Origin of the sequence: Nocardia sp. CA-119907 (assembly GCF_050955995.1) — a bacterium.
GTDB lineage: Bacteria > Actinomycetota > Actinomycetes > Mycobacteriales > Mycobacteriaceae > Nocardia.
Map to the genome: position 1 here is coordinate 7,226,188 of NZ_CP192091.1, position 14,510 is coordinate 7,240,697.

Below are 14,510 nucleotides of genomic sequence, written 5' to 3' on the forward strand. Positions count from 1 at the left end.
AGGGCGCTGCGTGCGTGCTGAGGTGAGCGGCGATATCGGCGAGCACCGTGCGTGCGGTGGCGAGATCGACATCGGCGCCGTGGCGGCCTCATTCATGCGATGCCCTCCCTCGCATTCGATCCGCTCGCGTCACGATACGCCGCGGATCAGATTTCAGGCGGACACACGATATCCACCAAGCTGACACCCGGCCCGAAGCGGGCCGCAAAATACAACCGCGAGGCCAGGTTTCGGCCCAACGGTTGCATACCAGGGTGACGGAGATGTGTTACCCACATCTCAGCGTGTCGCGCGACACACCTCCCGGCGAGCCGACGACTTATTCCGCTTTCACTCCGGCGGCTGGGTGTTCAGCGCATCCTCGATGATAGGCAAGTATCGGCGCACCTGCTCACGGTCACTTTCCCGCTGGTGATCAGGCAGATCCTCGTACGGGGTTGACAGTTGCCTGGTCCAGCGCTCGACCAACTCCGCGGGGATTATCAACGACCCGTCGGTGCCAGACGTACACCGTGAGTGCACATACTCCTGCCAGTGCGACCATCGCTCGTGCTCCAGCGATGCCAGGCGTTCCATCAGTTCAGAAGAGCGAAGCACATCCCGACCTCGCTGCCAGTCAATAGCCATGGCTCAAATACGATCACGCGCAACGAGATTCCAGTAATGCTGTCCCAAAGCCGTCAGCTCACAGGCTTTCGAGCCCATCGCGGCGTACCACATGTGCTCCTCATCCACCGGGCGAACCAGATTCACATGAACGAGCTTCTGCAAGACAGCGAACGTCGCGGTGTTGTTCTCATCAGGATCGGGGATGTCGGGATTCGCCAGGTCGTCGTTGGACCTGAACGGTTCGTATGTGGGATCCAGAGGGAACTTGTAGTCAGGGGTTGGAAAATGCGTCGTGAGAGAACGCAGGTGCTCCAACGCGATCGGCGGCTTGGCCTCCTTGAGCGAGACGAAGGTCTTGACGTTGGTCTTGAATACGGGCCTCTGCTCCCACGGGCCGAGCGACTGATCGATGTGCGCATACACGCTGCCCGGGGTGATAGAGCCGACGAGATTCGCGGCACTGCCGCTGAGCGCGTCGACAAGCAGGTTCGTGAAGACACCAGACCCACCCCCAGGGACTTCCATTGAGTACTGATCCTTCGTCGACGCAGTCATGATCGTGACTCCCTCTTGAAGCTCGCCGACGTTAGGGTCACGGGAGCTGCCCCCAGCAATTCCACCATGACAACTGTCGAGAATAATGATCTTGTTCTTCGCCTTGGATCTGTTAGCGAAACTCATGACATCGTTAAGCGAAAGGCCCGCATCGGCGTCCTCCGTATCACTGGCGCACAGGAAACCGCCTGTGGAATCGACAGATCCGTGCCCAGCGAAGTAAAACAACGCGATGTCGGAATCATCCTCGAAAAGGGCTTCGACAGCATCTTTAAGCTGCCTCCGGGTCACCGGCTGCTCTGCCCGAGGGGCGATGAGAACCCTCGGTGAGGGAAAGTTCAAGCCGCCGTCAGCGTTCCGCTCAAGTACCCCTTTCACGGCGAGAGCGTCGGCAACACAGCCTGACAGATCATCGCCGTATTCGTAGTAGTCAATCCCGACGATGAGGGCCTTCCGCACTTCTCTCCCCTACAGCGAGTCGATGAAGTCGCTAATGTTCTTGTCGCTCCAGGTATAAGTAGGAACGCCGGGAAGATTCGTCCGATCATCCGAGTACGCCCAAATGCCCCGTATCTTCTTCCCCTCTTCACGGGCGCACTGGATCTCCCACTCCTGCCCAGTGGAATCGAGCGAGTTCTTACTCACGAGCACGATCACGCCGTGAGACCTCTTGATGCGCGTGCGCACCTTGTCTTTCCAGTCGCTCACATACGCCTCCTTCACCGACAAGTCAATGAACTCGTACGGAGCGCGAGGACTCAGTGATTGACCTTTGAGGAAATCCCTCTGTCGCTCGTCCTCGATCGCGAATGCCACGAAAACGATCTTTTTATCCGCCACGCTTCTTCCTCCCTCAAAACCGGCAACCCCAGCAGCCTAGCTACGCCTACCGACAAACAGGAAAGCACGAACCGAAGAGTACGTAATGTCGAAAACCGGCGGGCTTTGCGAGTTCGTCCATGCTCCGGTTCGGCGGTTCGTCCGCATGCACGTTCCGCACGGGCAGCCCGACTTCCACGTACCACCGACACAGACGAAGGCGGGAAACGCTTACTCCGCCCGTGTGGGCCGGTGGCGATAGTTGGGCCGGAGGGTCACGAGGTATTCGCCCAGGGTGTTGCGACAGACGACACTGTATGCCACGACCCGGCTGGCATCGCTCGGACTGCGGTGCACCTGGGCGATGATGCCGGTGCGACGAACCGCTGCAGGATCCTCGGGCTCGACACCGCGCCCATGAGTATCCGTCCATTAGGTGACAGCCTCACCCACCGTCAGCGTCTCATCGAACATTCTTTCGATTATCCCACAGGACGTGTGTTCGTCGCGGCCTATGTCAGGGCATGACGGCCTCGACACCAACCGAAAGTGGACTAAGGTTTGCCTCGACAGACAAAGCACTGTAGTGATTCGCCCCCAGCCCTCTGGGTGCTAGCCTGGCTCACCACCTGGTCGATCAGGACCAGAGCTGTGCATGCGCGACGTATCGTTGAAAGCTCCTATACGCCACCGCATCAGGGGGTCTGCGAGCGCAGTCCCGTATAGACGGGAGCCGCTAACCCAGCACGCCACGTACGCTCTCCCACTGGCTATCACCCAGGCTCGCGTACCGCTGCGTCGTCCGCAGCGACGCGTGCCCGAGCAGCTTTTGCACCTGCTGGATCGGCACCCCGCCGCGTACGTGGCGGCCCGCGTAGGTGTGCCGTAGATCGTGAGGCCTGACCTTTCCCAGTCGCCTCTTTTGGTCAGATCCGCGCGGAACAGCCCGGCGCTGGACAATTCTGCGGAAAGTCGCACCACGCAGGTTCGCGTCGGCCAGTTTCGCATCGGTCAGATTCGCGCGGGCCAGCTTCGCACCGCCCAGGTCTGTACCGCTGAGGTCGAGATCGGCGAGGTCGAGAGTGGAAAGGTTGCACATTGGCAGCGACGCCTTATACAGCCGATCTCTGGTGCAGGGCACTACTCGATACGAGCACTCCAAGCATAGGTCGGAGTCGGTTGGTTGTTTTGGTCGGTGCAATGGTAATTGCCGCTGACTGTCTTGAGATCGGGCGACAGAGTCCCCAGATACTCGCACGTCCCCCATGTTCCAGGGTTCTCCCGATGGATACGAACTGTGCGGCCGTCCACCCTAATACTCAGTCGGCCTCCAATGCGCTGCCCTGACGGATGGGTAAATTCGGCGCTGAACTCGTTTGTACCGGCTATGCGGGTCCATTTGCCCTGCCAGCCGTCCACTTCGGTCTCGTACCATACCGAGCCAAGCGCATCAGGGTAATCCATCGCGGTTCTCCTTAGCGAGTAGCAGCAGACAGAGCACACGGCCGACAGATGCAGATCTTCTGGAGCAATCTTACGGCTGCACTAGAGCGCAAGCGATGGAATCGACTCGCACCGATCCTCTTGCCGTCGAAAACGGTCCCGAATTGAGGCATACGTAGCCGACCGTCCGCATCCGGCCGCATGAACTGTCTACCGGCGGGTTTGTCGGGTTTGCAATTCGTCTGGTTCGGGCGGTCTGACGGCATCCCATGGCACCCATTTGCGCAGTGTCACTGCGGTGACAACGGAATGACTTCGGTAATCGATTGCCACGTCGGCGTACCAAACCGGGTCGCGTCCGAGCCGTATTCGCGCCCAGGCGTAGAGCACGCCAGGTATCCACTGGGCCTCGAGGGGGATGTCCAGACTCGCCGTCCTCGCGACCCGGTATCGGATAGCGTATACATCTTGGCGGATCGCAACTGCGTCTCATCGTTCGCCCCGAGGAAGGCGGCGGCTATGTGCCTTCTGTACCCCGAGCAGGCCGACGGTGGTGACGAACACCGTTACTGCGGCAGTCCAATCGACCAGCAGCCCGGTTGCTGCAGCCAGCAGAACGCTCACAGCCAGCGCAAGTAATGGGTGCACGATAGGACGCGGTGGCGATTCATCGTTCCGCTCGGCGGGAAATCCCGGCATGGTCATGCTACTCCTTTGATCGCCCCGACATGAATGCGGGAAGTGGTTTGGCACGAGTTGATGGACGCTCTTATTTACCAGCCTTAAAATTCAGCCACCGATCACAGTCTTTACTCGAAACGTCAGTTCGGTTTGCCGAGTTTCAACAGTCAAGGAAGCGACTTGCGCCTGGGTTAGATTCGTTGCCCAGCTATCGGCGAACAATACGAATAGCAACCCGTCTGCCATGGCCAATATCTCATTTGTTCGTTGTTTCCCAGTTGCGGATTCGGTTGAGCCACTCTTCGCCGCCCTGAACCGAATCACGTCGTAGCCCAGTTAACTCCGGCATTGCCGCTTACGTCAGGCGGTGTCCAACGGACTTCGCAGAGGCAGGTTGTGTGGATTCTCCAAACTCGCAGCTCGAGCTCGCCAATCGCAGGAAGGCCTGTCGACGTTACATCCTTGGGGGCAGTGACCTCGTGCGCTGCAGACAGACAGAACGACTGGAAGCGGTCCTTATTGGAGGTCAGACACGGAGAAACCCGGCCATTCGAACCGCCCATAGCGCCTACTGCAGCAGAAGCCCGCGCGAGCAGCAGCCTGGGAGGCTGCGATTCCCCTCTGTGGGCAAACCGAAGCGCCAGAGCTTCACTCATGAACAGCGATTGAAGGCATTCGTGCTTCGTGCACGCCGGATCACGGCCCATTCGCTATGGCGCGAGCAGAAGGAACTCCTGGAGAAGCTGCACGCTGGTCAGATGAATGTCACAGTGACACTTGACCATCAGACCGGTGAAGTCACCTACGTCCATCGTGAGGAGTTTCCGGAAGAGGAGCTGCTTGAATCCCTTGCTGCCCGGATTCGCCCGCTCATTCTCAAGAGCGAAGAACTGTACGACTCCAGGGTTCTCGACTCTATCGCTGCGCGTGTACCTGCGGCATCCTTTCCCGATTACATCCTGCCGATCGAAGACTGGCACAAGCTGTGGGCGGTGGTGGCCACACGTGACGAGTCCGCCCAGGCGTACTTCATCGTGACGGATCGGGGTGCCGCCTCAGATCAGGACCTCACGTACGCGTGGCTGTACGGCGATGTCGTACACGGTGATGACAAAGAGGTCGAGTCGAAGGGCCTTAGCATCGAACAGCGATACAAGGCCGCCGCGGGGATCGTCACACGGATCGTCGATTGCACGGAACTGCCCCTGCTTCTGATTCGGATGCTCGTCGATGAACAAGTTCTGATCGTCGACAACGAGGTGTTCGAACGCGAAGTTGTGGCGAAACGGACCGTCTTCATAACTCCAGTCCAGGCATACGCGGCCGTCGATCCTGAAGCACCGCTACTGTTGAACGGCGGGCCCTGAATTCCGCCACGGCATACGGCGGGGATTTGTCGGCGGACCCTGACGACAACCGCGACGGGCTGATCAGCGTGCGGGAAGCATTCGATTACTCCGATGCCCACGACACCGCCACTTACGACGACCCCCAATACGGCGACTCGCCGGCCGGCTGCGGCAGGTTCGTATACTTGACTCGCAGGCCCACTTTGGCCGACATCATCGCCGAGATCACTCAGAGACTTGTCGCCATCGACACTCATATTCACAAGGGGCCACCGCTGCCGGACCCCGATCCGGGTTGGGCAGCGAAGCTCATTCCATCACTGGAGTTGCTCGATACACTCTCGCATCGACTCCAAATAGCCCGTGGCGACCAACATTCAGAATCCGCAGGCGCGGCGGCACGATAACCGACCAGGGGGTTCGACCGAACGCACTCGGCTTCGGTGCGCACGAGCACCTGCGCGAATTGCTGGCATCGCCGGGGTTTCGGCCGTGATCAGGCAGTGGTTCTCACGGCGGGACACGCTCATACCGTCGAGCGGTCGGGTTGCGGTGATTCGGGATCGCCGCATCGTCGCCGTGCACGAACGAGCGTCATGCCGGTTCGGTAACACCCTGCGGCACTTCGGCTTCGGTGTCGTGGGCGAATCGGCGTTCGAGTTCGGCGCCCTCGATATCGAGGTCGGGGATGTAGCGCGCGAACCAGCGCGGGTGGTACCACATCCGGTTCCCGATCAGGGCCATGACCGCGGGCACCAGGGTCAGCCGGACGATGAAGGCATCGAACAGGACGCCGATCGCCAGGGTGAACGCCAGTGGTTTGACGATCGGATTATCGGTGGTGGTGAACGCGACGAACACCCCGAACATGATCAGCGCGGCGGCGGTGACGACGCGCGCGGAGTGCGCGACGCCGTTCTGCACCGAGGCGATCGCATCGGCCGTGCGGGTGTGTTCCTCTTTGATCCGCGAGACGACGAAGATTTGATAGTCGCTGGACAGGCCGAAGATGATGGCCAATGTGATGATCGGCAGGAAGCTCAGCGTCTGCGCCTTGGTGACATCGAAAAGACTTGCGCCCCAGCCCCATTGGAATACCGCGACCTGTGCGCCGAGGGCGGCGAACACCGAGAGGATGAAGCCGACGATCGAGGACAGCGGGACGAGAATCGTGCGGAAGGCGATGGTGAGCAATAGCAGCGCCAGACCCACGACGACCGCGAGGAAGATGGGCAGCGCTCCGGCCAGCCGCTTCGAGGTGTCGATATTGGCCGCCGTCGTACCACCGACCAGATACGTTGCGCCGGTACCGCTTTCGATGCGCTCACGGTCGTCACGCAACCGGTTCACCAGATCGGTCGTCGCGGAGTCGTTGGGGCCGGTTTTGGGAATGACCTGGATCAGCACCAATCCGTTTCCGGAGGCCGCGGGCTGTACGGCGGCGACGTCGGGTTCCTGCTGCAGTCGACCGATCAGTGTTTGCGCGGCGTCCGGGGCGGTGGCCTTGGACAGGTCGGTGACCATCAGCAGAGGGCCGTTGAAACCGGGGCCGAAGGAGCGGCTGACCAGGTCGTAGGCCTTGCGGGCGGTGCTCTTCTCCGGCTGGGTGGCACCGCTGGGCAGCCCGAGGTCCATGCGGGTGGCCGGAAGAGCCGCAACGACGAGAATCGCAATACCGAGGACCAGCACCGGAATTCGGAATCGGGTGACGAAACGTCCCCACGCGTGCCCGGCCGTGCGCTCGGGCTCATAGGCGGCGATGCGCGCCACCTCCTCCGCCTTGCCCGGATGCAGCGGCGGTGAGATGAACTTGGCGACGGTGTCACCGGCGAAACCCAGCAGCGCGGGCAGCAGCGTCAACGCGACGAGCATGGCCACCAGCACCGCGCCCGCGGCCGTCAGACCCATGACGGTGAGGAATGGGATGCCCGCCACGGTCAGTCCGCACAGCGCGATGATGACCGTTATCGCCGCGAACACCACCGAACTGCCCGCTGTTCCCACCGCCAGCGGAATCGCCTCCGCCGCAGCCATTCCCAGCACGATATGGTGCCGATGCCGCGACAGGATGAACAGCGCGTAATCGATGCCACAGGACAGACCGAGCATCAGGGCCAGCGATGTCGCGGCCGAGGGCACGTCGACGAAGGCGGCCACCCCCAGAATCCCGGTGAGCCCGATACCGACACCCACCAACGCCGTAATGATGGGCAGCCCGGCGGCGACCACCGAGCCGAAGGTGATCAGCAGGATGACGAGTGCCGCGACGATGCCGAGAAGCTCCGGGGTGTGCGGGATCTCGGCCGTGAAGCCTGGGTACACCGCACCGGAGAACTGCACATCGAGACCGGCCTCGCGCGCGGGGGCCGCGATGCGGTCCACCCCGTCGAGGGTGTCCTCGCTGACCTCACCGGCCGACACCGAGAATTGCACGGTGCCCAGTGCGACACGCTGATCCGGTGACACTGCCTTGGCCTGGAACGGGTCGACGACCACAGCGACCTGCGGGAGTCCCTTGAACCCGGTCATCGTCTGCTCGATCTGGGTCCGCGCCTGCTGGTCGGTCACCTTGGCCAGACCGGGCGTAGCGAACACGACTTGCATCTGCGCACCACTGAACGTCGGCATCCGCTGCTTCAGCAATGACACGGCATCCTGCGATTCGGTACCGGGAACCGTGAAATTGTCGTTGGTCTTCCCACCGGTTCCCGCGGCGAAACAGATCGCGCCTACGAGCAGCACGATCCACGCCGCCAGCACCCACCAGCGACGACGCGCCACCACCTGACCAAGGGCGAACAGATACCGAGACACACGGGTCCTCTCCTCGAGACACCAACCGACACATCAGCGAAGCGAGCACGCACTACATCGGTACGATAACACGCCAGATGATGATTTCCTCATAAACGCAGAAATGGTCAGCAACCTTGGCGCAGCAGTGCGCGATTTGACCGAAACAGTCACACATGATGAAATCATCATTATATCGGATCGGCGCACCCGCCACCGATCCGATCACGCGCCGTCGTCGTCGCATCGAATTCACCATCGAGCACATGAGCGCACAAAGGGGAACACTGTGGGGCGCAGGGAAACACGCAAGCATCTCCCGATCGACGATTCTTTCTGGGTTTGGCTCGATTCATCCGAGACGCCGATGCACGTCGCGGCGCTGGCGATCTTCGAGCCGGACGACGAGTCGGCGTCGGCGGCAGCGCAACGAGTAGTGGCGGGCTTCCGGAAGCGAACCGATGTCGATCCCCGCTTCCGGGCGGTGATCCGCATGCGCCGGTTCCCGCGGCGAGCCCGGCGCGAACGGGCCGACGATATCGATATCGATCGCCACCTGCGACACCACGCCCTATCCGGGACCGATGGCGAAACCGCACTGGCACAACTCATTTCACGCTTGCAGTCGAATCGACTCGATATGCGACGGCCGCCATGGGAGGTCCATGTCATCGCAGGACTGCCCGGCAACCGATTCGCCGTCTATCTCAAGGCCCATCACGCAGTGATCAATGGGGTCGACGCGGTCCGCCTGCTCGGCCGGTCGCTGGCAACCGATGCCGACGCGACCGCGCTGACCCCGGTATGGACCATCGGCCGTCCGCGACCACAGCCGACCGCCAGCGACGGCCGGGCACGGGCAGCACGTCCCAGCCGGGCGAGAGTGCTGTTCGCCGCTTTGCGCGCAGTCGGCACGCTCTACCGTGCGCGTCCGACGAACTCGGCACTGACCAGCCCCTTTGCCGCCCCGCGATCCCCGCTCAATGTCGGCGTCGGTTCGCGACGGGAAGTCTGCACCGCTTCGATCGACCTGGGCACGATCAAAGATCTCTCGAAGGCCAGCGGAACGAGCCTCAACGACATCGTGCTCACCGCCTGCTCCACCGCACTGCGTCGGTACCTGCTCGATATCGATGGCCTACCCGACAAGCCGCTGATAGCAGGCTGCCCGGTTTCGATCGCGGCGCCGGAAGGCTCATCGGCGGACAGTTCGATCGGCATCATGTTCGCCGACCTGGCCACCGACCGAGCCGATCCCGGCGCTCGACTGCTGACGATCTCCCGCTCCACGACCGCGGCGAAGGAGCATCAGGCCGCCCTGCCGCATGCGGCCCTGGTCCCCTATGCGGTACTCGCCATGGCACCGCACACCATCCGGCAGGTCGTGTCCGGTGCCGTCGACGTTTCGGCGCCGATGTTCAACCTCATCATCTCGAATGTGCCGGGACCATCTCGGTCCCGCTATCTCGCCGGGGCGCGAATGGTCGGGCTCTACCCCCTGTCGCTGCTGTTCAAAGGCGAGGCACTCAATATCACCGCGGTGTCGTACGCCGGTCGGCTCAACCTCGGCTTCACCGCATGCCCCACGGCCCTTCCCCGAGTCCAGCTGCTGACCCGCTACGCCGAAGAGGCATTCGAGGAACTCGAGATCCGCCACGCCACTGCGGTTGCGGACCTATCCCGACCCGCGTGACCATCGCGCCGGAGAGCTCATCGGCGATGACACGTCAGAAGGCGGCCTCGTCGAGCTGCATCAGGTCGATGTCGAGATCCGCGATTACGCTCCGGTCCGCGCTCAGTCGGGGCAGTACATTCGCCGCGAAGAACGATGCAGCGGCCACCTTGCCCTGATAGAACGCCGTATCTGCGCTACCGGAATCCATTGCCGCCAAGGCTGTTTCGGCACCGACCAGCAGGCGCCACGCGATCAGCAGGTCGCCGACCGCGAGCAGGAGTCGCACCGAGCCCAGACCGATCTTGTAGAGCTCGGTGGGCTGCTGCTGCGCGGCGAACAGAGATTGCGTGAGGCTGGCGACCATGGACTGTATGTCCTCGAGGGCCGTCGCGAGCAGCGCCTTCTCGGCCTTCATGCGACCATTGCCCGCGTCGGCATCGATCGTCTGCTGAATCTGTGCGCACAGGTGAGTGAGGGCGACGCCTTGGTCGCGGGCGATCTTACGGAAGAAGAAGTCCTGCGCCTGAATTGCCGTTGTGCCCTCATAGAGGGAATCGATCTTGGAGTCCCGGATGTATTGCTCGAGCGGGTAGTCCTGCAGGTATCCGGATCCGCCCAATGTCTGCAGCGACTCCGTGAGCATCTCGTAGGCTCGCTCGGACCCGACACCCTTCACGATCGGAAGCAGCAGATCGTTCACTCGTGCTGCCAGGTCCGCGTCGGAGCCTGACACCGCTCGAGCCACTTCGAGATCCTGGTGCGCCGCGGTGTAGAGATAGACCGCACGCAGGCCTTCCGCATAGGCCTTCTGCATCATCAGGCTGCGTCGCACGTCCGGGTGATGGGTGATGGTGACGCGCGCAGCGTTCTTGTCGGCCATCGCCGCCAGGTCCGCGCCCTGGACCCGCTGCTTGGCATAGTCCAGGGCATTGAGATATCCGCTCGACAGCGTCGCGATGGCTTTGGTGCCCACCATCATGCGGGCCTCCTCGATCACCTTGAACATCTGCGCAATACCGTTGTGCACACCGCCCACCAGCCAGCCCTTGGCCGCGGTCCCATTGGCTCCGAAGGTGAGTTCACAAGTCGCCGAGGCCTTCAGGCCCATCTTGTGCTCGACATTCGTCACGAAGACGCCGTTGCGTTCACCCCGCTCGCCGGTCTGCGGATCGAACAGGTATTTGGGCACCAGGAACAGGCTCAACCCCTTGGTCCCCGGTCCCGCACCTTCGGGACGGGCCAGCACCTGGTGGATGATGTTGTCGAACAGGTCGTCGGAATCGGCGGATGTGATGAACCGCTTCACACCCTCGATATGCCACGAGCCGTCGTCTTGCTGGATGGCCCTGGTGCGGCCCGATCCGACATCCGAGCCAGCATCCGGCTCGGTGAGCACCATCGTGGCTCCCCAGTTCAGATCGACCGCCATCGATGCCCAGTGCTTCTGCTGATCGTCTCCGACCGCATTGACGATATGTGCCATCGTCGGGCCCGACAGGTACATGTAGGCAGCGGGCTGCGCGCCGAGCACGAACTCGTTGATCGCCCATTTCAGCACCGCCGGCGCCTTCACCCCGCCGATGGCTTCATCGAGTCCGACCCGAAACCACTCGCCGTCGCGCCATGCGCGAATCGACTGCTTCAGCGAATCCGGCAGTCGCACAGAGTGTGTCGTCGAATCGAAGGTCGGCGGATTGCGGTCGGCATCGGCGAATGATGCCGCCAGCGGACCCTCGGCCTGCCGCGCCGCCTCGGCCAACATCGATCGGACGGTGTCGCCGTCCAGGTCGCCGAAGTCGCCCGTCCCCAGGATCGTGTCCAACCCGAGCACCTCGAACAGGTTGAACTCCAGATCACGCACATTGCTCTTGTAGTGCCCCACCAGGTGCCCTTTCCACTCCGTAAGTCGCCGACAGCTCCGTCGAGTTCGATGTGAACCGACGGAGCCGGGCCCGCTCCACCGAGGGATAAGTTATCGGCGACTAAACGATCATGCAAGGCGAGCCAGAACACATACCTGGCTTCAACACTTAGAAGTTAATGCCTACTAAGCTGCTGATCGATGCTGGACGAAGTGTCAGCGAACACAACACGATCTCCGACCTCGACCAGAACAGCGGCCAGGTCATTTCTGCCGGTCAGACGCGGGTTGCGGACGGCATCGATCACGATGCAGGTCATTGCCTGGATCTGTACCCGCGCCGCGTCCGCCGACATAGCGGGCCGCACGACCTGCAGCATCCGCACCCACTGCACGATGCCGCCACGATGTGCGCGCCGGTATCTGCTCGCCTGCTCACGAGGAAGATGGCCGACCTCGCTGAGCGTGGTCCCGAGCAGGTCCGGCTCGCGGATGGCGAATCGCACGAAATACCGCAGCAGGCCGCGCAGCGCGTCACTCGGGGTATCCGCTTCCGCCATCGCACGAGACGTGTAGAGGCGAATCCACTGTTCATTGCGATCGACGATCTCGTTCAGCAGATCTACTTTGCTGGCGAAGTGGTGATACAGAGCCGGACCCGAGACCCCGACCGCGGCGCCGATGTCCTCGATTCCGACTGCCCCATAGCCGTAGGTGTTGAACAGTCGTGCCGCAGCGCTGATCATCCGTTCGGTGCGCAGCGTTGGGTCGACAGTGTCGGCAACGGTCCGACGATCCCGTCGGCGCCCGCCGGGAAAGGCAGTCACCTGGTCGCCGACTGCCGGAAACTCCGCGGCGACGACCGCGCCGACGATGGTGTCCAGCACTCGCACGAAGGTCGCTTCCGGAAGCTGGACCCGGTGGTAGGAGGGGCTCACCGCGACCGATAGCACGCACCACCCCAGAAACTCGATATCGTCGGCGCCCAGATCTGGTCGGCGGTCCCGGATCGCCGTGCGCAGGAAGCCGTTCAGCCGCACCACTCGGGCCAGCACCGCGACCCGATCCGCGGCAGCCAGATTACGCACCTCGAGCTGCCACAGCCTCGGCAGCCCCCGCAGCTCCAAACATGCCGTTGTCAGTGCGCTGAGCACCGAATCCGACCCGGTGACCTGCGCGATCGCCAACCGGGACAGCACCGATTCGAGACCGGACAGCAAGGACTGGCCCAGCAACTCCTGCTTGCCGCGAAAATGGCGGTACAGCGCCGCCGAAGAAATCCCGACCTCAGCGGCGACATCGGCCATCGAGGTCGCGTGGTAGCCATTCCGCGCGAACGCCGCCGTCGCCGCCCGTAGTATCGATTGGCGCCGATCCGCCGGTCGCCGCCGCACTGATCCCACTTCGCCGCGCCTCACATCACCGTCCATCGCGTCCAGTGTCCAGCACCGCTCGGACCTCCGAGCGAGCGCGCCCGGACAGCGTGGTGCAACTGTTCGACGAGCATCCGGGTGACCGGTCGGAACGGTCCTCCTCAGCCGAGCAGCACGTGCTCCTTGGTCAGGAAGAACGACGACCGGGGCAGGTCGATGAAGTTCTTCTCGTCCTCGGTGAGCAGTTGGTTGGCCTGGATTCCGGCTGGTGTGGCGGGCGCGGCGATCATGTGGCTTTGGACGTAGCGGTAGCCACCGAGCACCTTGATCTGCTCGACGGCAAACGGCCCGCAGTGGTTCAGCCAGTAGTCGTAGAACTGGGCGGGCGACAGGTCCGGCCTACGCCGGAGGGCGCACGTCAGCTTGATCTGATCGGATGAGGGATCCGCCGCCGCCTCGGGAAGGCGGGGGCCAGGATGGCGGCGATGCCCGCCGCGGTCGCGCCAGCGATGAAGCCGCGCCTCGAGTTTGCGCCTTCGTGGGTGTTCTCTGTCAACTTCTCATCCTCCTCGGCGGGAGCGTTGGGGTCATCGGTGGCGAAACCACCTGTGGCGGAGGGTTTTTCGCACATGTCGACCACGTCCAACTCCGCATGTTTCCGACCATTCGATCAAGCGTGACGAGGCTAACAGTTGCCACTCCTGATTCAAGCAGTCTGCAACAGTTGTCATCTACATGGATTCTGTGAAACGCCCAGGGACGGCGATGCGAATGCGCGATCGTTTCGAGCGGACGGCAGGATGGAGGGATATCGGCACCGCTAGCCACGGAGGAAGTCATGACACGAAGGGATGCGGTGGCCGAGGAATCCGTCGACGAGATCACCGACGCCCTGCTGACCGCCTCGCGACTCCTCGTCGCCATGTCGGCACGGTCGATCGCCCACGTCGACGAGACGATCACCATCCCGCAATTCCGCACGCTGGTGATCCTGTCGACCGGCGGCCCGTCGAAGGTCGCGACCCTGGCGGGGCAGCTGAATGTGCAGCCGTCCACCGCAACCCGGATGGTCGACCGCCTCGTCATCGCCGGACTGCTCGACCGCCAAACCAACCCGCACTCCCGGCGCGAACTGATCGTCGAACTGACCGACCGCGGCCGCGAGGTCGTCGCGGCGGTCACCGCCCGCCGCCGCCGCGAGATCGCCGCCGTGGTGGCGCGGATGCCCGCCGCCGACCGCTCCGGGCTGGTCCGCGCCCTCACCGCCTTCAGCACGGCCGGCGGAGAGGAACATTCCGGCATCATCGATATCGAGGGATATCAGCTGTAGGTCGGTCCGTGGCGTGTACTAC

The 14,510-nt window shown here is 62.7% G+C and carries 13 protein-coding genes; 3 read left to right on the plus strand and 10 right to left on the minus strand.

Annotation, left to right across the window (positions count from 1 at the left end):
* Window positions 1-630 precede the first annotated feature (630 nt).
* The 5 genes from ACQP2D_RS32320 to ACQP2D_RS32340 form a co-directional block, all read right to left on the minus strand.
* Window positions 631-1,623: a caspase family protein gene (locus tag ACQP2D_RS32320; protein ID WP_433679692.1), complete on the minus strand. Its 993-nt coding sequence runs from the start codon at window positions 1,621-1,623 to the stop codon at window positions 631-633.
* A gap of 9 nt (window positions 1,624-1,632) precedes the next feature.
* Window positions 1,633-2,004, minus strand: a complete 372-nt coding sequence (locus ACQP2D_RS32325; protein WP_433679693.1) for a TIR domain-containing protein — start codon at window positions 2,002-2,004, stop codon at window positions 1,633-1,635.
* 715 nt (window positions 2,005-2,719) lie between these two features.
* Window positions 2,720-3,241 (minus strand): tyrosine-type recombinase/integrase, encoded by a 522-nt coding sequence (locus tag ACQP2D_RS32330; RefSeq protein WP_433685830.1) that lies wholly within the window; start codon window positions 3,239-3,241, stop codon window positions 2,720-2,722.
* The gene (locus ACQP2D_RS32335; RefSeq protein ID WP_433685983.1) at window positions 3,124-3,447 is read right to left on the minus strand and encodes a hypothetical protein; all 324 of its coding nucleotides are present in this window, start codon (window positions 3,445-3,447) and stop codon (window positions 3,124-3,126) included. Before ACQP2D_RS32335 ends, ACQP2D_RS32330 begins: the two co-directional genes overlap by 118 nt.
* A 468-nt stretch (window positions 3,448-3,915) precedes the next feature.
* A complete protein-coding gene (locus ACQP2D_RS32340) occupies window positions 3,916-4,131 on the minus strand; it encodes a hypothetical protein (RefSeq protein ID WP_433679694.1) in 216 nt (71 codons plus the stop codon).
* A 599-nt stretch (window positions 4,132-4,730) separates the two neighbouring features.
* On the opposite strand from ACQP2D_RS32340, the gene ACQP2D_RS32345 reads away from it, so the two are divergent.
* Window positions 4,731-5,474, plus strand: coding sequence for a hypothetical protein (locus tag ACQP2D_RS32345; RefSeq protein ID WP_433679695.1), 744 nt, complete (start codon window positions 4,731-4,733; stop codon window positions 5,472-5,474).
* A gap of 576 nt (window positions 5,475-6,050) precedes the next feature.
* On the opposite strand, the gene ACQP2D_RS32350 is transcribed toward ACQP2D_RS32345, so the two are convergent.
* Window positions 6,051-8,270 (minus strand): MMPL family transporter, encoded by a 2,220-nt coding sequence (locus ACQP2D_RS32350; protein ID WP_433679696.1) that lies wholly within the window; start codon window positions 8,268-8,270, stop codon window positions 6,051-6,053.
* Window positions 8,271-8,538: 268 nt separating this feature from the next.
* Between ACQP2D_RS32350 and ACQP2D_RS32355 the strand changes: the two genes are divergently transcribed.
* Entirely contained in the window at window positions 8,539-9,942 is a 1,404-nt protein-coding gene (locus tag ACQP2D_RS32355; RefSeq protein ID WP_433679697.1) for a wax ester/triacylglycerol synthase family O-acyltransferase, read from the plus strand.
* Between the two features lie 34 nt (window positions 9,943-9,976).
* Here the strand turns inward: ACQP2D_RS32355 and ACQP2D_RS32360 are convergent, their stop codons facing one another.
* The 4 genes from ACQP2D_RS32360 to ACQP2D_RS32375 all read right to left on the minus strand — a co-directional run bounded on the left by ACQP2D_RS32360 (window position 9,977) and on the right by ACQP2D_RS32375 (window position 13,798).
* The gene (locus tag ACQP2D_RS32360) at window positions 9,977-11,806 is read right to left on the minus strand and encodes an acyl-CoA dehydrogenase (protein ID WP_433679698.1); all 1,830 of its coding nucleotides are present in this window, start codon (window positions 11,804-11,806) and stop codon (window positions 9,977-9,979) included.
* A 155-nt stretch (window positions 11,807-11,961) separates the two neighbouring features.
* The gene (locus ACQP2D_RS32365) at window positions 11,962-13,215 is read right to left on the minus strand and encodes a TetR/AcrR family transcriptional regulator (protein ID WP_433679699.1); all 1,254 of its coding nucleotides are present in this window, start codon (window positions 13,213-13,215) and stop codon (window positions 11,962-11,964) included.
* 104 nt (window positions 13,216-13,319) lie between these two features.
* Window positions 13,320-13,481: a hypothetical protein gene (locus ACQP2D_RS32370; RefSeq protein ID WP_433679700.1), complete on the minus strand. Its 162-nt coding sequence runs from the start codon at window positions 13,479-13,481 to the stop codon at window positions 13,320-13,322.
* A gap of 95 nt (window positions 13,482-13,576) precedes the next feature.
* Complete coding sequence (locus ACQP2D_RS32375; protein ID WP_433685831.1) at window positions 13,577-13,798, minus strand: twin-arginine translocation signal domain-containing protein; 222 nt, start codon at window positions 13,796-13,798, stop codon at window positions 13,577-13,579.
* Between the two features lie 198 nt (window positions 13,799-13,996).
* Here ACQP2D_RS32375 and ACQP2D_RS32380 point away from each other — a divergent pair, with 198 nt between their 5' ends.
* Window positions 13,997-14,488: a MarR family winged helix-turn-helix transcriptional regulator gene (locus tag ACQP2D_RS32380; RefSeq protein WP_433679701.1), complete on the plus strand. Its 492-nt coding sequence runs from the start codon at window positions 13,997-13,999 to the stop codon at window positions 14,486-14,488.
* Window positions 14,489-14,510: the final 22 nt, after the last annotated feature.